At 46.9% G+C, this 19,009-nt stretch carries 22 protein-coding genes; 13 read left to right on the forward strand and 9 right to left on the reverse strand.

Translation table 11 applies throughout. The features are described 5' to 3' along the window. Nucleotides 1-5 precede the first annotated feature (5 nt). Nucleotides 6-704 carry a ribosome silencing factor gene (gene rsfS, locus H8K52_RS04300; RefSeq protein ID WP_186921653.1) on the forward strand — a complete coding sequence of 233 codons (699 nt, stop codon included), beginning with the start codon at nt 6-8 and terminating at the stop codon, nt 702-704. A 213-nt stretch (nt 705-917) separates the two neighbouring features. Here rsfS and H8K52_RS04305 read toward each other — a convergent pair whose 3' ends face one another. The 4 genes from H8K52_RS04305 to H8K52_RS04320 all read right to left on the reverse strand — a co-directional run bounded on the left by H8K52_RS04305 (nt 918) and on the right by H8K52_RS04320 (nt 5,875). Next, the gene (locus H8K52_RS04305; RefSeq protein ID WP_186921654.1) at nt 918-1,481 is read right to left on the reverse strand and encodes an Hcp family type VI secretion system effector; all 564 of its coding nucleotides are present in this window, start codon (nt 1,479-1,481) and stop codon (nt 918-920) included. A gap of 32 nt (nt 1,482-1,513) precedes the next feature. After that, nucleotides 1,514-3,610, reverse strand: coding sequence for a type VI secretion system contractile sheath large subunit (gene tssC, locus H8K52_RS04310; RefSeq protein ID WP_186921655.1), 2,097 nt, complete (start codon nt 3,608-3,610; stop codon nt 1,514-1,516). A 513-nt stretch (nt 3,611-4,123) separates the two neighbouring features. Beyond that, entirely contained in the window at nt 4,124-5,191 is a 1,068-nt protein-coding gene (locus H8K52_RS04315; protein ID WP_186921656.1) for an alkene reductase, read from the reverse strand. Nucleotides 5,192-5,281: 90 nt separating this feature from the next. Beyond that, nucleotides 5,282-5,875 carry a TetR/AcrR family transcriptional regulator gene (locus H8K52_RS04320; RefSeq protein ID WP_186921657.1) on the reverse strand — a complete coding sequence of 198 codons (594 nt, stop codon included), beginning with the start codon at nt 5,873-5,875 and terminating at the stop codon, nt 5,282-5,284. Nucleotides 5,876-6,015: 140 nt separating this feature from the next. Between H8K52_RS04320 and rlmH the strand changes: the two genes are divergently transcribed. Genes rlmH through rng form a run of 3 tightly spaced genes read left to right on the forward strand, consistent with a single transcriptional unit; the run spans nt 6,016 to nt 8,639 of the window. After that, complete coding sequence (gene rlmH, locus H8K52_RS04325) at nt 6,016-6,486, forward strand: 23S rRNA (pseudouridine(1915)-N(3))-methyltransferase RlmH (protein ID WP_186921658.1); 471 nt, start codon at nt 6,016-6,018, stop codon at nt 6,484-6,486. A gap of 38 nt (nt 6,487-6,524) precedes the next feature. Then, nucleotides 6,525-7,136 carry a Maf family protein gene (locus tag H8K52_RS04330; protein WP_186921659.1) on the forward strand — a complete coding sequence of 204 codons (612 nt, stop codon included), beginning with the start codon at nt 6,525-6,527 and terminating at the stop codon, nt 7,134-7,136. 27 nt (nt 7,137-7,163) lie between these two features. Continuing rightward, nucleotides 7,164-8,639: a ribonuclease G gene (gene rng, locus H8K52_RS04335; protein WP_186921660.1), complete on the forward strand. Its 1,476-nt coding sequence runs from the start codon at nt 7,164-7,166 to the stop codon at nt 8,637-8,639. Between the two features lie 100 nt (nt 8,640-8,739). Here rng and H8K52_RS04340 read toward each other — a convergent pair whose 3' ends face one another. From H8K52_RS04340 to H8K52_RS04355, 4 genes are all read right to left on the reverse strand, one after another. Then, nucleotides 8,740-9,396, reverse strand: coding sequence for a DUF4276 family protein (locus tag H8K52_RS04340; protein WP_186921661.1), 657 nt, complete (start codon nt 9,394-9,396; stop codon nt 8,740-8,742). Beyond that, nucleotides 9,393-10,490 (reverse strand): AAA family ATPase, encoded by a 1,098-nt coding sequence (locus H8K52_RS04345; protein ID WP_186921662.1) that lies wholly within the window; start codon nt 10,488-10,490, stop codon nt 9,393-9,395. The genes H8K52_RS04340 and H8K52_RS04345 overlap by 4 nt, the downstream gene beginning before the upstream one ends. A 219-nt stretch (nt 10,491-10,709) precedes the next feature. Beyond that, on the reverse strand, nt 10,710-10,928 hold the full coding sequence (locus H8K52_RS21190) for a nucleotidyl transferase AbiEii/AbiGii toxin family protein (protein ID WP_246464267.1): 219 nt from the start codon (nt 10,926-10,928) through the stop codon (nt 10,710-10,712). A 142-nt stretch (nt 10,929-11,070) separates the two neighbouring features. Beyond that, the gene (locus H8K52_RS04355; protein WP_343044126.1) at nt 11,071-11,703 is read right to left on the reverse strand and encodes a DUF6088 family protein; all 633 of its coding nucleotides are present in this window, start codon (nt 11,701-11,703) and stop codon (nt 11,071-11,073) included. A gap of 240 nt (nt 11,704-11,943) precedes the next feature. Here H8K52_RS04355 and H8K52_RS04360 point away from each other — a divergent pair, with 240 nt between their 5' ends. After that, nucleotides 11,944-12,291 carry a hypothetical protein gene (locus H8K52_RS04360; RefSeq protein ID WP_186921663.1) on the forward strand — a complete coding sequence of 116 codons (348 nt, stop codon included), beginning with the start codon at nt 11,944-11,946 and terminating at the stop codon, nt 12,289-12,291. Between the two features lie 11 nt (nt 12,292-12,302). Then, nucleotides 12,303-12,833, forward strand: a complete 531-nt coding sequence (locus tag H8K52_RS04365; protein ID WP_186921664.1) for a PWWP domain-containing protein — start codon at nt 12,303-12,305, stop codon at nt 12,831-12,833. 21 nt (nt 12,834-12,854) lie between these two features. Here H8K52_RS04365 and H8K52_RS04370 read toward each other — a convergent pair whose 3' ends face one another. Then, entirely contained in the window at nt 12,855-13,427 is a 573-nt protein-coding gene (locus tag H8K52_RS04370; protein WP_186921665.1) for a flavodoxin family protein, read from the reverse strand. Between the two features lie 117 nt (nt 13,428-13,544). Between H8K52_RS04370 and H8K52_RS04375 the strand changes: the two genes are divergently transcribed. The 7 genes from H8K52_RS04375 (at nt 13,545) to H8K52_RS04405 (ending at nt 19,002) form a co-directional block, all read left to right on the forward strand. Then, nucleotides 13,545-14,606, forward strand: a complete 1,062-nt coding sequence (locus tag H8K52_RS04375; RefSeq protein ID WP_186921666.1) for a LysR substrate-binding domain-containing protein — start codon at nt 13,545-13,547, stop codon at nt 14,604-14,606. Between the two features lie 68 nt (nt 14,607-14,674). Next, nucleotides 14,675-15,184 (forward strand): GrpB family protein, encoded by a 510-nt coding sequence (locus H8K52_RS04380; RefSeq protein ID WP_186921667.1) that lies wholly within the window; start codon nt 14,675-14,677, stop codon nt 15,182-15,184. A 204-nt stretch (nt 15,185-15,388) separates the two neighbouring features. Next, the gene (locus H8K52_RS04385) at nt 15,389-16,600 is read left to right on the forward strand and encodes a pyridoxal phosphate-dependent decarboxylase family protein (protein WP_186921668.1); all 1,212 of its coding nucleotides are present in this window, start codon (nt 15,389-15,391) and stop codon (nt 16,598-16,600) included. A gap of 349 nt (nt 16,601-16,949) precedes the next feature. Next, the gene (locus H8K52_RS04390) at nt 16,950-17,279 is read left to right on the forward strand and encodes an ArsR/SmtB family transcription factor (protein ID WP_186921669.1); all 330 of its coding nucleotides are present in this window, start codon (nt 16,950-16,952) and stop codon (nt 17,277-17,279) included. Nucleotides 17,280-17,324: 45 nt separating this feature from the next. Further along, on the forward strand, nt 17,325-17,825 hold the full coding sequence (locus H8K52_RS04395) for an arsenate reductase ArsC (RefSeq protein ID WP_186921670.1): 501 nt from the start codon (nt 17,325-17,327) through the stop codon (nt 17,823-17,825). Nucleotides 17,826-17,839: 14 nt separating this feature from the next. Beyond that, nucleotides 17,840-18,499 carry an MIP/aquaporin family protein gene (locus H8K52_RS04400; protein ID WP_246464269.1) on the forward strand — a complete coding sequence of 220 codons (660 nt, stop codon included), beginning with the start codon at nt 17,840-17,842 and terminating at the stop codon, nt 18,497-18,499. A 23-nt stretch (nt 18,500-18,522) separates the two neighbouring features. Continuing rightward, nucleotides 18,523-19,002 carry an arsenate reductase ArsC gene (locus H8K52_RS04405; RefSeq protein WP_186921672.1) on the forward strand — a complete coding sequence of 160 codons (480 nt, stop codon included), beginning with the start codon at nt 18,523-18,525 and terminating at the stop codon, nt 19,000-19,002. The last annotated feature ends 7 nt before the right edge of the window (nt 19,003-19,009 follow it).

A 19,009-nucleotide genomic window follows, 5' to 3' on the forward strand; every position in this document is an offset into this window, starting at 1 on the left:
GCATTATGGATATCAAAAAACTACAAACTTTAGTCTTCGACGCATTGGAAGACGTGAAAGGTCAAGACATTCAGGTCTTTGACACCACTGAAATCACCAGCTTGTTTGACCGCGTTTGCGTGGTATCTGGCACCTCTAACCGTCAAACCAAAGCACTTGCTGCGGCAGTGCGCGATAAGGTCAAAGAAAACGGTGGCAACATCGTCGGTATGGAAGGTGAAGGCACGGGTGAGTGGGTACTGGTCGATCTGGGCGATATGGTCGTTCATATCATGCAACCAGCGATTCGTGCTTACTACCGTTTAGAAGAACTCTGGGGCGGTAAAGAAGTCAAAATGGGTGCTGCTAAGCGTACTTCCAAAATGACGGCTGGCCCTATGGATGAAGAGAAGCCAAAACGCACACGTTCTAAAGCAGCTCCAGTTGAAGTGACGCCAGATATGATGGCAATTCAAACGACTGTGGAAGATGAGAAACCAAAACGCAAACCACGCGTGAGCAAAGTGGCGGCGGAGTTGGCAGGTGAAAAACCAGCTCGCAAGCCACGTGCTTCTGCAACTGGCGATGCCGCAGTGAAAAAACCACGTGCAGCGAAGATCCCGACTGGTGGTCGTATCAAAGTTGCAGCAACGAAAACTGCCACAGCATCGTCGAAAGAAGCAGCCGCGAAAAAAGCGACTACGCGTCGTAAAACCGCTGAGTAATTTTGATTGCAAGAAATTCTTGAAAAGAACGGGGAATAATCAATTCGGTTATTCCCCATTTTTTATGGACCATCAACATATTTTCATCTCTTTCTCAAATCCCCCGTTGTGAGCGGTCACAACACAACGCCAACTTGCGCGAGCCCTATTAAAACAACAGAAGCTAGTGCCAAAACGAGTGCCATAGCGAAGTACAGTGCGGACATTCCAGACCTAGGGTAACTCCCTACTTAGCGCGCCAATTGGCTTATTTTTGAGGAGACTCCAGCCGGACGACAAACTGTCTTGTCGTTTCGTATCATTTTGCTGCACGGTGTAGGTCCATAAAATTTCAGTGAAACTAAGCTTAAATTGCTCCGTCGGCAAATCATCAGGATGCGTTTGCAATTGAATCTCGCTCACCAAGGCGTCTTTCAGCGTAATCGTGATGATATTTGCGGTTTTATCGCCAGAATTGCGGGCAATAAATATCTTGGTTGGTTGATCTGCACCGGCTCCTATCACAGCAGCGCGCAAACAATAGTCATACAGTTTCACCGATGTGTTATCGACATATTTCACCAGCGTGAATTCAGTGATCACCGGACGACCCGAGGTGCGAGCTTGATTACTGACATCTGTGGTTACTTGCTGCTTCATACCTTGATGTAGTGACACTAGCTCAATACAAAATCCGGTCGGCCCGGTACCTCTGTCAAAACGGGAGTTAACAGTCTCGGCGTTGTCGCTGCCGCTAAATATGCTCTGATCACCCGGCTGTAATAAAATTAAATCCATAGCAACTCCTAAAATAGGTCAACGTACTGGATTTAACTTGGAAGATTGGCGACCAAACGAATCGAAGCGGCCAATTCTTCCAATTGAAAGTGCGGTTTCAAAAACACCGTGGCGCGATAGTAACCAGGCTCGCCCGGCACGTCTGTGACCACCACACAGGCTTCGCGTAATGGGTAGGCTGCTTTCGCTTCCTGCGAGGCGTTATCGTCCAGCAGCACATAATTGGCAATCCAAGCATTAAGGTAGCTTTCGACATTGCCTCTTGTCAGGAAACCTCCAATCTTCTCGCGCATAATCACTTTTATATAATGCGCAAAACGTGAGGCAGCCAGCATATAGGGCAGCATCGCCGAGATTTTTGCGTTCGCAATGGCCGAGTCAGAAAAATGTTTCTTTGGCAAATTAGTGGTTTGACTGCAAAAAAAGGCGGCTTTGCCAGTGTCCTTGCAATGACACAGAGAAATGAAACCCATATCATTTAATTCTTTTTCACGCCTATCGCTAATATATATTTCGGTCGGACAAAATAATTCGGTCGCACCGCTGGTGGTAGTGTCGGTGTAACTTGCCAAGCCTTCGACCAAGCCGCCCCCCTCTACGCCACAAATGGCCGCCGTCCAGTTATATAAAGAAAACGCATTGGTAATGCGCTCGGCCAGCAAATATGCCGGATTGCCCCACAAAAGATGATCGGCCTCTGGATCGGCATAGCTGATGGCTTCGCCGGTTTTGGAAAAGCGAATCGGATTGAGTGCGCTGACACCTTCTTCGTCAAAATTGACGCCCTCACACGGTGTAGCATTGCGTTTCCCAGGTGCGCCATAAGGTAGGCGCAACAAGACACGCGGCAAGGTCAAGGTGACATAGCGCGAATGTTCCATTTCACGAAACGCGTTCCACCCGTTCAGTTCGTGACTTTCAAAAGTCTCCTTGAAATCAGGTGGCTCGTCTAACTGATCAAAGCCACTCAAACGGTACAGCTCCTGTGATGCTTGGGCGATGAAGGGCGCATGCGCCGCAGCTGCCACCTCTGCTATTTTCCCCAAAAAATCCAAGTCACTGCCGCTATTGCCGAATGCATAATCACCCACTAGCAAGCTGTAAGGATAGCCGCCGTAGGTGCCGTATTCGGCTTCATAGATCAGTTTGAACAAGGTGTTTTGGTCAAATTCGACCGTGTTCATCATATCCCTGCGTAACTCTTCTTTTGTGGCATGGAAAACGCGCAGCTTGAGCGTGGCGCTTGTTTCGGTATTCATCACCAAATAGTGCAGGCCGCGCCAAGTCGCTTCGATTTGCTTGAAGCCTGGGCAGTGCATTACGGCTGATAGTGTACTGCTGAGTTTTTTATCAATCAGAGCCAGCAGTTCATCGATCACTGCAATCGCACCTCGCTGCTTCGCTTGCGTCATACGAGCGGCAGCAGACGCATCGCTCTCCGAAAAATACAAGTTCATTTGTTTAACGAAAGGAGCTAGCGTCATCTTCCACGCTTCAACATTCGAGCTAGAGATTTTGGCTAACTGAGTTGCACATTTCTCCATAGCATCAGCATTGATCGCGTCAACTGTGTCACTCACGGGAACGGCGGCAATTGGCGGGTCGACATTGGTTTTCGCCTCAACCGAGTTGGTTGCCTCTACCTTCGCTACTGCCGGTCTTCTCGGTTGCGCTACATCGATTAAGGCATCGAGTGGACGTGCAAGAGCATCATCTAATTCCACGTTGGATTGGAGATCACGAATTTGGCTGCGTTCATTGTGAAGGCTTTTGAGTGATGGCAAGGCATCAATCACTTTCATCGGCTCAAATGCGTCGATGTTGGAGAAGCTCATTACCTGATCAAGCGAATTACCGCTGAGGTGGCTGCTGAGGGGTTTTAAATTCACCCGTGGCAAAATGGTGGCCATCACGTCGTTGAAATTGTCACGATCAATGTCGATCATGCTACGCTTTTTTAAGGGTACTTGCGTATCCGGCTCTTCCCAACTGCCCTTTAAGTCAGCGAAAATACCCACAATAAAAGGCAACTCTTTTTTTTCGATGGCCCCGCCAGTTTCCACATCGTAGGTAATTTTTACCCGCGGTGGCCTCACACGCAGGAGTTTTTTTTGCACACTTTCAGTCATATTTTAGCCTAGCTCTCACGTCATAGATAAAAGTCGATTACCGCTCAGACTGCATGCCATGGCAGTAAAAAAGTGCTACGAGCCCACTGTTGCCATCTTCCGTTACCGCCGTTGCGCAGCCAGAGACCATCGTAATACTGCTGATAAAAGGGAATGCCGAGCGATTTGTCGCCACCCTACGACATCCCGTTTACTGACAGCAAAATACATGCGAGCCGCGCTGGTACAAAGACGCTATTGACGGATAGAAAACTGAAACCACCGAGCCGAAATATTCTACCTTAACCCCGTGAGCATAAGTGCAAGTTTCAGTCCATTCAGATCTGTTTACACATCACTTTTTCACGCGCAATATAACTGGGGATAACTGGAATCAGATCAAATTACATGATTGAATATTCATTTTCATGTTCTAAAAAAAACTGGGGAATGTCCTGCGACACTCCCCAATTAGTAGCAATCAATTTTTCAGCATGCGACTCAACAAACTACGCAACATACGAAATAGAAAAATTATGCCGCATCATTCAACACTGGATAATCGGTATAGCCGACCGCGCCAGGTGTATAGAACGTAGAAGAATCTGGCGCATTCAATGCTGCACCAGCCTTGATACGTGCAGGCAAATCTGGATTTGCTAAGAAGCCGGTACCAAAGGCGACTGCATCTAACAAATTATTTGTGATCGCTGCTTCTGCTTCTTCACCGGTATAGCCCATGTTACCAATCAATACGCCTTTGTAATTCGCACGTGCAACTGGCATCACGTCGGCTTTTTGCACTTGGAAAAAATCGGCGCGCATTACATGTAAATAAGCGAGATTGAAGTCATTCAAACGTTGGCTCAAATACGTGGTCCAAGCGACTGGGTCGCTATCGATCATGCTGTTGTAACTATTTAATGGCGACAAACGTAAACCCACTTTATCTGAACCAATTGCCGCACTAACTGCCGTAATCACTTCACATAAAAAGCGGGCACGGTTTTCTAAACTACCGCCGTAGATGTCTGTACGTTTGTTGGAACCATCACGTAAAAATTGGTCGATCAAATAACCGTTCGCGCCATGAATCTCAACGCCATCAAAGCCAGCAGCAATCGCATTTTTTGCACCTTGGGCAAAATCCTTCACGATACTTTGAATCTGATCGATCGTCAGTTCTTGTGGTACGACGTGCGCTGCCTTGCCATCCACCGTATGCACTTCGCCTTCGATAGCAATGGCACTTGGAGCGAAAGTTGGCGCACCATTGTTATACGCTGGATGAGCGGCACGGCCAGCGTGCCAAATCTGCATCACGATCTTGCCGCCTTTGTCGTGCACGGCGCTCGTCACTAATTTCCAAGCTTCGATTTGCTCGGCACTGTAAATGCCAGGTTCAGCCGCAAATGCCGACGTGTTCGGCGTCACCATCGTGCATTCCGTAATGATCAAACCTGCGCTCGCACGTTGCGCATAATACTCGGCCATCAAGGCATTTGGTAAATGCTCAACACCTGCGCGCGTGCGTGTCAACGGGGCCATCAACATACGGTTATTCAATTCTAATGAGCCAGCTTTGAGTGAGGTAAATAACATGGAATATCCTTTAATAAATAGACGCGTGATGCGTACGGTAAAACTGAAAATAGGTAAATCTAAAAACAAGTAAATCTAAGAACTATTGGTCTACGTTGAAAGACCTAACAAGTGTTTGGTTGATCGCATGGCGGACTCCAAAGCACTAGGATCGCGTCGAAGCTTGGTAAGCAAACTGGCACCGAACCACATTTCGTAGAGCGTTTCGGCACACACTGCCGCATCGAGCGAAGTCGGTAATGAGCCGTCGGCTCTTCCCTCCTCTACACACTGGGCGAGGCGCGCAATCACACGATCGGTGCCCTGATGCAAAGCGAGACGCATGGCTTCTGACAAATCGGAAACTTCGCCAGCTAACTTCACCGCCAAGCATTGACACTGCATATCTTTATCCGCCAAAGAAGTCAGCCAACCATTCCAATACTGCATAAAACGACTTGCTGCGGATTCGCCATTGGCCTTCAGTAGCTGCTCAACTTCCAACAAATAATCTTCAAAGTAGCTGGCAATCAAAGCTTCACCAAATAATTCCTTGGATTTGAAGTAATGATAAAACGAGCCTTTAGGCACATCCGCAGCCTGCAAAACTTCATTCAAGCCAACCGCGACAAAACCTTTCCCCAAAATAATGGGTTTAGCCGTATCGAGAATGTGTTGCCGAATATTTAAGCGTATTGGTTTCATGCGTTGAATTGTAACGCAAATTAGACCAGTCGTCTTGAAAGTGAATTTTCCTTGAGTTTCTTGGTGTATTTAGTCTGAATCCGATAAAGACAAGGGGAGCGCCGTATAATTGCAAAATCGTATAAATCACACTCATCAACATGCAACTCATCATCGCCGCCGTCGGCCACAAAATGCCCTCTTGGATAGAAAATGGCTTTCAGGAATACGCCAAACGTATGCCGCCTGAAGCCCGGATTTTTCTCAAAGAAATCAAACCGATCGAACGCTCAGGCAGCAAAACCGCCGAAACTGTGATGGCATTGGAGAGAGAAAAAATTGAGGCGGTGATCCCCAAGAATGCCAAAATCATTGCACTCGATGAACGCGGCAAGGATTTGACCTCCGTCGGCCTAGCCAAACAACTGACCGATTGGCAGCAAGAAGGTCGTGATGTGGTGTTTGTCATCGGCGGTGCGGACGGTTTAGACGCAGAATTCAAGGCAAAAGCTGACGGTTTGATTCGTATCTCGAGTTTAACTTTGCCGCATGGCATGGTGCGTGTATTATTAGCAGAACAACTCTACCGCGCCTGGTCGATTACTCAGAATCACCCTTACCATCGGGTATAAAAAACGTAGCGACCGCGCCCCGCATCAGGATTTTAGCTATGTCGCACCACCAAAAAATTTATCTCGCGTCTAAAAGCCCTCGCCGGCGTGAATTGCTACGCCAAGTCAGCATCGACTTTGAGGTTTTACTATTACGTGACGCGCCTCCACGTGGCCCCGATGTCACTGAAATCGTGCTTCCGGGCGAATTACCTGATGCCTATGTCGCCCGTGTCACGCAAGAAAAAGCACAAGCAGCATGGGATGCGATGTTATCGCGACGCTTATTTCCGCATCCCGTACTGGCCGCCGATACAACCGTCGTCATCGCTCAAGAAATCTTAGGCAAACCCGCCAATCGTGAAGAGGCCATTGCCATGCTGAGCAAACTCGCTGGCAACACGCATCAAGTGCTCACAAGCATCGCGATCAAGTATCAACATCAGCTTTTACAATGCACGCAAACTTCCGAAGTGACATTTGCCGCATTAACCGACGCGCAAATCGCTGCCTATTGCGACAGCACCGAGCCTTATGACAAGGCAGGCGGCTATGGCATACAAGGCATGGCGGCGCGTTTTATCACACATATCAGCGGCAGTTATTCCGGCATTATGGGTCTCCCTTTATACGAGACCACCGCCCTACTCGACCGCTTCAAACTGAATTAAACTTTAAAATCCAATAGAAACCTAGCCATGAGCGAAAATCTTTTAATCAACGTCACGCCGCAAGAAACCCGCGTGGCCCTGATTTTTCAGGGAGCAGTACAAGAGTTGCATATCGAACGCACGCTATCGCGCGGTCTGGTCGGCAATATTTATTTGGGTAAAGTCGTGCGCGTTTTGCCCGGCATGCAATCAGCCTTTATCGACATTGGCCTCGAACGTGCCGCGTTTTTACACGTCGCAGATATCTGGGATGCACGTCCACAGGGGCATGAGGGTAATTCCAATAATGTGCCACTCACTCCCATCGAAAAACTCCTATACGATGGTCAGGCAGTCACGGTGCAAGTCGTCAAAGACCCAATCGGCACCAAGGGCGCGCGCCTCTCGACGCAAATCTCGATTGCAGGTCGCATGTTGGTATTTTTGCCGCAAGACTCCCACATCGGCATTTCACAACGCATAGAGAACGAAGAAGAACGCGAAGCCTTACGCACCAAAGTGCAAGGCTTAATGTTGGAAGATGAAAAAGGCGGCTTCATCGTGCGCACCATGGCAGAAGATGCTTCCGAAGAAGATCTGCGCGCCGACATCGAATACCTGCGCCGCACTTGGTCCACCATCACCAAGCTCGCCAAGACCAAACCGCCGTGCAGCCTTTTGCATCAAGATTTGAATCTAGCGCAACGCGTTTTGCGGGATTTCGTCAACGAAGAAACCAGCAGCATACAAGTCGATTCCCGCGAAAATTTTTTGATGCTGCAAGAATTCGGTCGCACTTACACGCCATCCGTATTGCCCAAGCTCCAGCACTACACAGGTGAGCGTCCGTTATTTGATCTCTACAGCGTCGAAGAAGAAATCGAACGCGCGCTCGGTCGTCGCGTCAATCTCAAATCCGGCGGCTACTTGATCATCGATCAAACCGAAGCCATGACCACCATCGACGTCAACACCGGCAGCTTTGTAGCAGGTCGCAATTTTGATGATACGATTTTCAAGACTAATCTCGAAGCAGCACTCGCGATTGCCCGTCAACTCCGCCTGCGCAATTTAGGCGGCATCATCATCCTCGACTTGATCGACATGGAAAGTCAGGAACACAAAGATGCTGTTTTGGCGGAACTCAACAAAGCCCTAGCACGTGACCGCACCAAACTTTCGGTTTCCACGTTCTCCGCATTAGGCTTAGTCGAAGTCACACGCAAACGCACACGCGAGTCGCTGTCACACGTCCTCTGCGAACCTTGCCCCGCTTGCAGCGGCAAAGGCCAAGTCAAGACCGCCCGCACCATCTGCTACGAAATCCTGCGCGAACTTTTGCGTGAAGCCAAACAATTCAACCCAAGAGAATTCCGCATCATGGCATCGCAAGTTGTGGTTGATATGTTTTTGGAAGAAGAGTCGCAACATCTGGCAATGCTGGGGGATTTCATTGGTAAGCCGATTTCACTGCAGGTGGAGAATGTGTTTCATCAGGAGCAGTACGATATTATTTTGATGTGATGTTTCGATAAATTTCTATAACGATGCAATATCAGTCACTCTTGGTGGCTGATACTTTCAGTGCACCCTTCAATTCAATCATACACTTCATCAATAGTTCTCATGTTGAGACTAAACCTTCAAGATTGTGTAACCACGCATCAAAATGTGGACACTCAGCTCGTATAGCATCCAAACCAATGTCACATGCAATTAAAGGACCATGAAATGTCTTTTGATACCCAGACATGGCAGATAGAATTCGTTTCGATGGAGCTGTATGCGGACCATCGTTAATATCCTCCGGCGCATTCTTTTTTCGAGCTAAAATCAAGGGTTCCAATACCCTATCATCATCAGTCCACTGCTTAAAAACTTCCAACTTAGAAAACAGCAAAGCCTCAAATTCATGTACAAGTAAGTTAGGAATAAAGTTGGGTAAATTAACTACCAAAGCCAACTCGTCTTCCAGAAATTTTGCCTTTTGCCGCCCATTTCCACTCATTGGATAAACCGGACTTCTTTTCCCAGGGAAATCCTCTGGTAGTGCGTAAAGATCAAAAAGCGTTGTTACATAAGCAGCCTCATCTTGCTTACACAATTTCTCAATTTGAGGTCTCGTTTTTGCAAAGCTAATCATTCCTCCTTTATGTCCAGCGCTTGTACTGACAATAATTGGGGTTAGATAGAGACCTATTCTGGCATAAAACGGTACCATCAGTTCATTAACAAATGCCTCCTCCGTCTGCCCTTCCACTAATAGATAAACACGGCTCATCGCCCCGGCCTCCCACCTAGCAGATTTTTCTTCCAAAGGTCTCCAAGGTTGTATTCCGATAGCCATTCAGCCAATTTCACAACGTCGGGACGGCTAAAAATTGACTCACCGCCACGCTTATCTACAACAATTAGATCTTGGGCTTCGAATTCATTCACTAACTCTACCGATTGCGTCGAAACGATCAACTGGTGCTCTTGAGAAGCAGACTTCATTAGTCCACCAAGCACTTTAATTGCGAAAGGATGCAAGCCAAGCTCAGGTTCGTCGATCAACACGGTTTTTGGCATAAACTCTTCGGGTTGCAGCAACACCGAAACCAAACAAATAAAACGCAAAGTACCGTCAGATAACGCACTTGCACTAAACGGCTCATCTTGTCCCTGTTCTGTCCATTCAAGTTGGATCTTATCTTTATTATCAACGGTAGCACGTAAGTAAAAATCACCAAAGAACGGGGCAGCCAAGCGTATTGCTTTCACAATACGTTGATAATGCTCCGTATGATGATTTTTCAATCGCAACAAAAACGCAGCTAAGTTGCGGGCATCCTCCCTTAAATATTCATTATCGTTCACATTATGAATCTGTTTAACTAAAGCACTGTGGCTTGTATCATGGAAGTGGTAGAGGCGCCAGCTCCGCATGGCTGGTATGACATAAGCATAAATTGCAGTTCTCCCTTTCTGACTCTCAGCATACGACTCGAAATGGCCTGAGGCTGGTCGCCAGTCTCCATGTTCATTCCACCAAAGTGCCTCTCTATGGAAAACCATTCGATTATCAAGGGTTGGCCGTAAGCTAAAACGATAGCCATTATTTCCGAAGTACAGTTCTGCCCTCAGTTCTTCGGTTTTTTTTCTCCCATAATGCAGCATTGCATCAGGTCCACCGGCTTGTCCTACAGTTGTTTGTAACTGTTGATCGAGTATCCGACCAATTAGGCGAAAAAAACCGATGAAATTCGATTTACCAGCGCCGTTAGCACCTATCAGAACGTTTAATCTCCCCAACTCCAAATTGCATGTAGCAATGGACTTATATCCGCATATGACAAGTCGGGATATCTGATCAGAGTCATTCACTTGTTTCATTTTGTTCAAACTTCATATTTAGCGTTCATAGGCTCATCACATTAATCTGCTTTATTAAAAATAACAGGTCGATGCCATTTATAGAGTTATTTTATCAACCAATGTAAACCATTCAATCATTCTGGATTTTACCAATCAAGTAACCAAACAATTAACATCTAATTCAACTGTATGGAATAATCTCATTTTTATCAATACTTGTGTCCATAAAAAGCGAACTCAATCAGTATCGCGTTGAACGGTTTCGATTCCAAAAATACGAATGTGTTGCGAGAGCCAATCATAGTATGCACGTCGAGATTCAACATGCGCAGGTTTGTCATGATGTCGTCCCGCCTTAACTTGCAACTCACTTGGCGGCTCTATGCGAATATCAATATCTTCCGAAAAGCGATGGATAATGCCAAAGCCCTTAGATAATGACGTACCGCCCTTCAACTCGAACTGGAATTGCGACTACTGCAAACCCCACAGGCAATGCATAATCCAATAGTCCTTTTCAACGAGTACGGGCGCTATCCCGCGCTTCTGCGCAACAATGGAAAGAAGCTCGTTAAAGTCGCTGCGAGTATGCAAAAGCTCAAGCATGATCAGATGAAAAACGCCAAGCTATAAAACGTTTCTTTGTAGCGACAGAAGCGAAGGCAGAAACAGCACGCTTCAACTTAGCCTGATCGAATAAAGGTAGTTTTCGCTCAACCATTTGAAGCACTTGGTTCTTATCCTCTGCGAATTCATCCAAATTATTAATCACATCAACCAACAAAAATTCAGAAGTAAGCTTTTTCGGAAACCGTGGCTTAACTCGAAAATCAAACTGACGATTTCCAAACGAAAACACGCCGTGCCGTTTGTGATTGTAGACAATGGTTTTGTTATAAAGCTGCGTAGTTCCTACGCCCAAAGCGTTATAACTTGATGGGGAGAACACCAAAAAATCCTTGTCACGCAAAAAAGCAGTGACCAATTCATGATCATCCGGTGGAAGTACACCAAACACCGATTTTTTAGGCACGTAGTAAAGCCCTTGCGCCAAGCGCTTCAAAAAACCATCAGCAACTAATTCGCTCAGGTGCCGATCAACCGCATTAGATACCTGCGCCAAATCCTCACGACGATACACCTTGCCAGCGTGCAAAGTCCTCGCCACTTGCCTCAAGGCGCTTTGTTTTGACCGCAATGGGCGTTCTAAAGTCGTATTTACTAGTTCCACCGAATGAATCCTCATTGACGTTTCATGCAAATTATAGCCATTATCAGCTTATTTTGCTGGAATATGCAAAGTTTCTTTAGCGTTTGCTCTAAGCAGCCACAAGAGTGAGCACGCTTTTTGTGCCAACGCGGATTGTTTTATTCATCCATAGCCACATCTATTCGCACCCAATCAAGTACACACAAATATGTGCTACACTCATTTATGTGTATTTATTCTTATACTTATTAAGAGGTCATTATGGCTGAAACAGTTAACTTTACCGGCTCAGTAGACCGTGAATTACTCAAGCGCGCCAAGATTATTGCTGCAAAATCTGACACCTCGATCAACGCCCTTTTCAATGCAGAGTTGCGTTATTTGGTTGAAACATTTGAAGCGGCTGAGGCATCGGATAATCAGAATTTCAAGACTTTATTAGATTTTTCTTTGGGGCGTATTGACGACCATGCTGCCATGGCTGCATTGGGAATTGATAGTGATGAGGATTTATTTTTGTTGATGGCACAGGCACACTTGCCGATGCCACGCTTGCCTGACTCAACGACTCAGAGCATGGTAGATAGTCTTCACGCTTTATTACCTTGATGGAGTTGGATTTGAGAGAGACAACTCCTGTTCTACTACTACCCGATGCTGGACCGTTGATTACGCTTGCTTACGCAGAAGCGTTGGATGCTATTTTCAAACCGGGCTGGTCAGTGCAGCTCGTTGACATGGTGCTATACGAGCTGACACGCAATCAAACACCCACTAGTCAAATAATTTCTGATTGGGTCAAGACAAATAAACTGCCGATCGTGGAAACAAAAACGCTCAAACACTTTAAGCAGAATCTTGCATCGGCCTCAGCACCTCAAAAGAAATCAAATCTCGGTGAATTCGCGATCCAAGAAGCGATGAATGAATTTGCGCTACGGATTCCTCCCCCGACTGGCGTATTTCTATTTGAAGATCACAAAATCGCGCGTGCCAGTTTTCTATTGCCTGACAACTGCCGTAAAATTAGCACGCGTGCATTTCTACTTTTTTTAGAACAAAAAGGATGGTTGGAATCAGCAGCGGAAATTGAACGGAAAGCGATTATTAATGGACGTAATTTCTCTCAATTACGATTCCCGCCTGCTTAATTTGGATATTGTCCCCAAAGCTCAAACAAAATATTTCGCCGCTCGCTCCAACGCACTCACATCCTGCACAATCTCCCCAGGGCGATTGCCATAACCAATCAAACTGCCATTCCACGGCATGTCCATATACCCCGCTGTCAAGCGCAGGCTATCGACTAAAGCTTGCGCGTAGCTTTGATCTTCATCCGCTGTCACTGTGACATTCCACAAACGACGACCGCGCATTTTTTCTTTGAAGTCATAACCAGGTACGCGCATCCAACCAGACCAGTGATCGAGGTATTTCTTGGCTGACGCTGGCAGGCTATACCAGTATAGCGGCGTCACAAACACCAAATCCGTCGCAGATAAAGTGGCGTCGAGCAATTCACGCATTGCGCCTTGTGGCGCAGGATACTCGCCGTCGCCAGTATGCCGTTGGTCGACAAAATCCGGCATGTCGTAATCATGTAGATTGATCCATTCTTGCTTGACCTCGGCAGGCAAGAACTTTGCCGCGTAGCGAGCTAATTGTTCGGTATTGCCTTGCGCTCGACTGCTCGCAAGTAAAAATAAAAAACGTCGTGGATGGGATGTGATCTGTGTGTTCTTCATGGTTTGCTCCAAATAATTCAGTATTAAAAACTCGATGGAGTCGCAGTGTAGGTGTCGCTGATGCCGCTGACAAATGATGATTTTTGCGATTCGGATTAGTTCTGCTAAACTGAACTCATGACGAAATCTATCCACATCCGCTCTGCTCCACTCGGCGCCATTCGTGCTTTTGAGGCGGCCGCACGGCTTGGTAGTTTTAAATTAGCAGCACAGGAACTCTCGGTGACACCCGCCGCGATTAGCCATCAGCTCGCGGCTTTAGAAGACTATTTAGGCACCGCGCTATTTGTACGTTCGAATCGTTTGGTACAACTGACAGCGAAGGGCCAACAATTATCCGAGCAAGTGAGCGCTTCGTTTTTACAATTGCAAATCGCCTTGGAGCAAGCACGTGCTCCCGATAGTGATAGCCAAGTTTTGGTGGTAAGTGCTGCGCCATCCATCGCAGCGAAATGGCTGGTGCCGCGCTTGAGTCGTTTTCATACGCAATATCCTGAAATCGATTTGCGCTTATCGTCTGAAAATCAAACGCATGATTTGATCAAAGATACCAGCATTGATGTGGTATTGCGCTATGGCAAAGGTGGCTACGAGCAGGCATCAAGTGGCACAAAGAAAACTCGATTGCATGCGGAAAAATTGTGGGAAGAGACTTACTTATTTCCAGTATGTAGCCCGACGTATTTGCGTAACGTGACGACATCTACGAAAAAATCTAAGCACAGTTCACTGCAAAGTTTGACGGATTTGACTACCCACACACTGCTTCGCTTACCACTACCACCCGATCATGAAACCGGTGAAGTAGGTGAACGCTGGCAAGCTTGGTTGAACAGTCTCACCGAATTCAAAACCTTGGTTGAAAGCGATCAAACCGCTCTACTTGCGCATGCGAAGAAAGGTCCATTCTACAGTCATGAACATTTAGCCATCGACACCGCCAAATCGCATCATGGGATTGGTCTCGCGCTAGACGTGTTAGTGATTGAGGATTTATTGGAAAAGAAACTAGTGCGTCCGCTTGCCATCCGCAGTCGTGATCCGTATTCACACTGGCTACTTTATCGCGAACAAGATGCGCAACGAGCGAGTGTTCAAGCGTTTGCGCAATGGATCAGAGAAGAAGCTGCCTTATCATTAAAAACACTTTCGACCTGTCGTTCGCGCTCATGGGCTTAGAGGATAATCCCAAGAATGATCGTCTTTTCGCTTGAGCAAAAGTCCAATAAAAATTAAATAAAAGTCATATGAAATCAAGTGTCGTTATCAGTTCTTACTCAGAAGAATGGCCGCGTATTTTTGCACAAATCCGCGAAGAGTTATTCACGGTCTTTTCTTCGACAAACACCCAGATTGAACATATTGGCAGTACCGCGGTGATTGGGCTTTGTGCCAAACCCGTAATTGATATTCTGCTTGGCACAAACGCACTAAGCGAGATTGAATCAAAGATCACTTCTTTAGAAGCGCTCGGATTTGACTATGTCTCCAAATATGAAAAAGAGATTCCGACACGACGTTACTTTGTGAAGTCTCCAGCAAACAGTTTGCGCATTCACTTACATGGCGTAGAAATCGGTTCACGTATTTGGTGCGAGCATCTACGGTTTCGTGACTTATTGCGTGCAGATTCCGCGTTGCGTTCTGAGTATCAGCAATTAAAACGGCGCCTCGCTGCGCAATATGTTGATGATAAGGCTGCTTATACGGATGCCAAAGCGCCTTTCATTCAATCCGTATTGAAGACCTCGTCGTAAGCAGGAAAGACTGAAGTTTGTAGCAAAAAAAGTGTCCACACAAAATACAAATAGACGACAAATTAAAGCTAGCAAAAGCAGCCTTTTCAACAGAGAATCCTGATCATGATTGTGGTGTGAAATTATGGTGCAGCTATAGAGCGCGCATATCAGCTTTCGGGTAGCAAGATACTTTCAATTAGATTCAAATTTCTAGGATTTTGTATGCATCGTTTCGATTCCAGTTTTGTTGATACAGAAGGTTTGACGCAAGCGCTCAGGCTAATGACTTCAAGAAGTACAGAAGTGTCTGATCTGCCAACTAACTTACCACTTGTTGGTCTAGGAGAAGTTGAAGTATTGAATTTGCTTGCACCTCAGGTACTTGGTCACGCTGCACAGCTAGGTGCACATACATCGATGGCACACATGGACCCACCAACTCCATGGATTACTTGGGCGATGGCAATGTGGAATGCCAGTCTCAACCAAAATTTGCTGCATGAAGCAACTTCACCGTTTGCCACCCAAGCGGAAAAGCAGGTATTCGATTGGCTAGTCCCGTATTTTGATATGCAGGGAGGTCACTTTTGCTCAGGCTCTACCATCGCTAACTTAACTGGCATTTGGGCTGCGCGTGATGTTGCGGGAATTCGAAAAGTGGTGACATCGCAAGCAGCTCATCTGAGTGTAGAAAAAGCGTGTCGCCTACTTGGTTTAGAGCTGGTCAAAGTTGGTCTTGATACACAGGGACGCTTGGATGTTGATCAACTCCCCAATTTAGAAAAAGCCTGCTTGGTATTGAACGCTGGCACTACCGCAACGGGCGCGATTGATCCCCTAACACTAAGTGGTGTCGCCGCATGGACGCACATCGATGCGGCATGGGCTGGACCACTGCGCTTGAGTCCCAAGTATTCTGATCGTTTGAGCGGCATAGAGAAAGCTGACTCGGTGGCGATCTCTGCCCATAAATGGCTATTTCAACCCAAAGACTCCGCCATGATTATGTTCCGCGACTTAAGCACGGCAAATCAAGCAATCAGTTTTGGCGGCGGATATTTGGCGAAACCCAATGTCGGCGTGCAAGGATCACGTTCTGCTGCTGCAATTCCTTTACTTGCGACGCTGTTAGCGTGGGGACAGAATGGTCTTGCACAACGACTTGAATTTTTGATGCAAGCTGCTGATACGCTCGCCCAGAATATCGAACAAACAGACCATCTTGAGTTGTGGAATCCACCCCAAACGGCAGTTAATGTCTTTCGACCACGTCATCTATCCACCTCAGAATTTCTTGCTGCACTGCCTGCTGGTATGTTGTCTAGCTGTGTATTGGACGGGCAAATGTGGTGTCGCTCAGTTGCTGCAAATCCGCTAGTCGATGTTGATCTTGTCACTGCGCAGATCATCGCGGCTAGTCAAAAAAGAACGTAACTTCAGAATTTCAAAAGCGACTTGGCTACAAAGAGTCTTTGTCGACTTAGACTAATCAGGACATTTCACGTCAACATGAAAAATATCCTAGACGATCGCACAATCACAAGCCTCCTACTTAGTCATTAAGACTGACTTAAAAACTGATCGTCATTTAAATTAAGCTTGATTCTATATTTCGATAAATATAGAATTATCGAAATCAAACAAATTTTGATTAGGGCTTACGCAAAATTGCGCTAGCTAGGCGCGTCGCCGAAAGTACAAATTGTACGGCGAGGCGACTGTAAAGACGCTAGCGTCTGTTTTGCGTAAACCCGATTAATGAAACCCAATCTCAAAAGCATACATGGAAACCAAATCCGCCATCACCGCCCTCGCCGCACTGGCACAAGAATCACGGCTAGCAATATTTCGTTTGTTGGTCGCCGTTGGTCCTGAAGGCTTAGCCGCTAGCAAAATTGCTGAGCAACTTGAGGTGCCTTCTTCTTCTTTATCCTTCCATCTAAAAGAGCTGTCGCATGCTGGCTTGATCATGGCGCGACAGGATGGGAGGTTCATCATTTACTCGGCTAACTTTGCAGTCATGAACGAGTTATTAGGATTCCTGACAGAAAGCTGCTGCGGTGGCAATCCTTGCTCGACCAATTCCACACTAGCTTGTGATGCTGCAAACTAAAAAACACGCATATCTACTATTTCTACTTTTCTCGGTAAAACCAACATGACAGACAAAACCTTTAATGTGCTCTTTTTGTGTACCGGTAACTCAGCACGCAGCGTGATGGCGGAAGCCTTAATTACGACCATGGGTCATGGACGCTTTCAAGGCTATTCTGCGGGCAGTTTTCCAAATGGCACGGTGAATCCTTTTGCGATTGAGCAAATTGAGCACACAGATTATCCCGTCACGAATTTACGCAGCAAAAGTTGGGATGAGCTTGCTGCGGCCGATGCGCCTCAAATGGATTTCATTATCACCGTATGTGATAACGCTGCTGGCGAAGTCTGTCCGATTTGGCCAGGGCATCCTTTGACTGCGCACTGGGGTTTCGAAGACCCTGCTGCATTAAACGGTAGTGATGAAGAAAAGCGCGCACTGTTTCACAAAGTTTTCCGTCAAATCATGGCACGCATCAGCATTTTTGTGAGCTTGCCGTTGTCCATGCTAGAGAAAAATGCGATTCACCACGAGATGAAAAAAATCGGAGAAACCCAAGTATGACCGCTGGCAATTCTATGTTAAAAAAACTCGTCGCTGAATTTCTGGGAACCGCATTTTTACTCGCCGTTGTGGTCGGCTCAGGCATCATGGCGCAAACACTTTCTAGCGGAAATACTGCTATCGCTTTATTAGCGAATGCACTGGCGACCGGAGCAGGTTTAATTGCTTTAATTCTGATGTTTGGTAATTTATCCGGCGCACATTTTAATCCTGTGGTGACCTTGTCCGAAGCATGGCAAAAGAACTTACCTACACAGTTCATCCTCCCTTACATCGTCGCGCAAATTCTTGGCGCTTTTGCGGGAGTCGCAGCAGCGCATGGTATGTTTGATTTGCACATATTTTTTGCATCGACACATATACGTACAGGCGCATCACAATGGTGGAGTGAATGCATTGCGACGTTTGGTTTAATCGCCGTCATCATCAGCACCTCTCGTACGCGACCTGCCACTACGCCATTCGCAGTAGCGGCCTATATCACGGCGGCGTATTGGTTCACTTCCTCTACATCCTTTGCCAATCCAGCTGTGACTTTAGCGCGCTCAATGAGCGATACTTTTGCTGGCATACGCCCTGTCGATGCGCCGGGCTTTATTGTGGCGCAGTTAGTCGGTGCTGCTTGTGCGACTGTTTTATTTAACTGGTTGTATCCGAAATCCTCCTCTCAATAATTGTCACTCAGGATCATCACATCATGAACGTTTTATTTCTCTGCACGGGTAATTCTTGCCGCTCCATTTTGGGCGAAGCGACATTCAATCACTTAGCACCAGCGGGTTGGCGCGCGATGAGCGCGGGTAGTAAGCCGACTGGGCAAGTGCATCCTCGTTCGCTGGCATTATTGGCGCGTGAAGGTATTAACACCGAAGGCTATTTCAGCAAATCTTGGGATAACTTACCCGCGACACCCGACATCGTCATCACGGTCTGCGCAAGCGCAGCAGGCGAAACTTGCCCTGCGTATCTAGGGCCTGTATTACGCACGCATTGGGGTGTGGAAGATCCCGCCCATGCGACCGGTACCGATGCCGAAATCGATGCGAGTTTTATGCAGGCCTATCGTATTTTGCGCGCTCGGATTGAAGCTTTCTTGGCTTTACCGCTCGACACCTTGCAGCACGATAAAGCTGCGTTAAAGGCAGAGATGGATAAGATCGCCAATATCATGGCTTAATCCACCA

The organism is Affinundibacterium seohonense (assembly GCF_014284305.1).
In the GTDB taxonomy this organism is placed as follows: Bacteria; Pseudomonadota; Gammaproteobacteria; order Burkholderiales; family Burkholderiaceae_D; genus Undibacterium; species Undibacterium seohonense.

Coding starts and splice junctions, on each gene's coding strand:
- H8K52_RS04305 (WP_186921654.1), bottom strand. CDS start 1,481: ATGGATTTAATTTTATTACAGCCGGGTGATCAGAGCATATTTAGCGGC.
- H8K52_RS04340 (WP_186921661.1), bottom strand. CDS start 9,396: ATGAGCCGTGTTTATCTATTAGTGGAAGGGCAGACGGAGGAGGCATTT.
- H8K52_RS04345 (WP_186921662.1), bottom strand. CDS start 10,490: ATGAAACAAGTGAATGACTCTGATCAGATATCCCGACTTGTCATATGC.
- H8K52_RS04370 (WP_186921665.1), bottom strand. CDS start 13,427: ATGAAGAACACACAGATCACATCCCATCCACGACGTTTTTTATTTTTA.
- H8K52_RS04390 (WP_186921669.1), top strand. CDS start 16,950: ATGGAAACCAAATCCGCCATCACCGCCCTCGCCGCACTGGCACAAGAA.
- H8K52_RS04360 (WP_186921663.1), top strand. CDS start 11,944: ATGGCTGAAACAGTTAACTTTACCGGCTCAGTAGACCGTGAATTACTC.
- H8K52_RS04400 (WP_246464269.1), top strand. CDS start 17,840: ATGTTAAAAAAACTCGTCGCTGAATTTCTGGGAACCGCATTTTTACTC.
- tssC (WP_186921655.1), bottom strand. CDS start 3,610: ATGACTGAAAGTGTGCAAAAAAAACTCCTGCGTGTGAGGCCACCGCGG.
- rsfS (WP_186921653.1), top strand. CDS start 6: ATGGATATCAAAAAACTACAAACTTTAGTCTTCGACGCATTGGAAGAC.
- rng (WP_186921660.1), top strand. CDS start 7,164: ATGAGCGAAAATCTTTTAATCAACGTCACGCCGCAAGAAACCCGCGTG.
- rlmH (WP_186921658.1), top strand. CDS start 6,016: ATGCAACTCATCATCGCCGCCGTCGGCCACAAAATGCCCTCTTGGATA.
- H8K52_RS04330 (WP_186921659.1), top strand. CDS start 6,525: ATGTCGCACCACCAAAAAATTTATCTCGCGTCTAAAAGCCCTCGCCGG.
- H8K52_RS04395 (WP_186921670.1), top strand. CDS start 17,325: ATGACAGACAAAACCTTTAATGTGCTCTTTTTGTGTACCGGTAACTCA.
- H8K52_RS04385 (WP_186921668.1), top strand. CDS start 15,389: ATGCATCGTTTCGATTCCAGTTTTGTTGATACAGAAGGTTTGACGCAA.
- H8K52_RS04405 (WP_186921672.1), top strand. CDS start 18,523: ATGAACGTTTTATTTCTCTGCACGGGTAATTCTTGCCGCTCCATTTTG.
- H8K52_RS04320 (WP_186921657.1), bottom strand. CDS start 5,875: ATGAAACCAATACGCTTAAATATTCGGCAACACATTCTCGATACGGCT.
- H8K52_RS04375 (WP_186921666.1), top strand. CDS start 13,545: ATGACGAAATCTATCCACATCCGCTCTGCTCCACTCGGCGCCATTCGT.
- H8K52_RS04380 (WP_186921667.1), top strand. CDS start 14,675: ATGAAATCAAGTGTCGTTATCAGTTCTTACTCAGAAGAATGGCCGCGT.
- H8K52_RS04315 (WP_186921656.1), bottom strand. CDS start 5,191: ATGTTATTTACCTCACTCAAAGCTGGCTCATTAGAATTGAATAACCGT.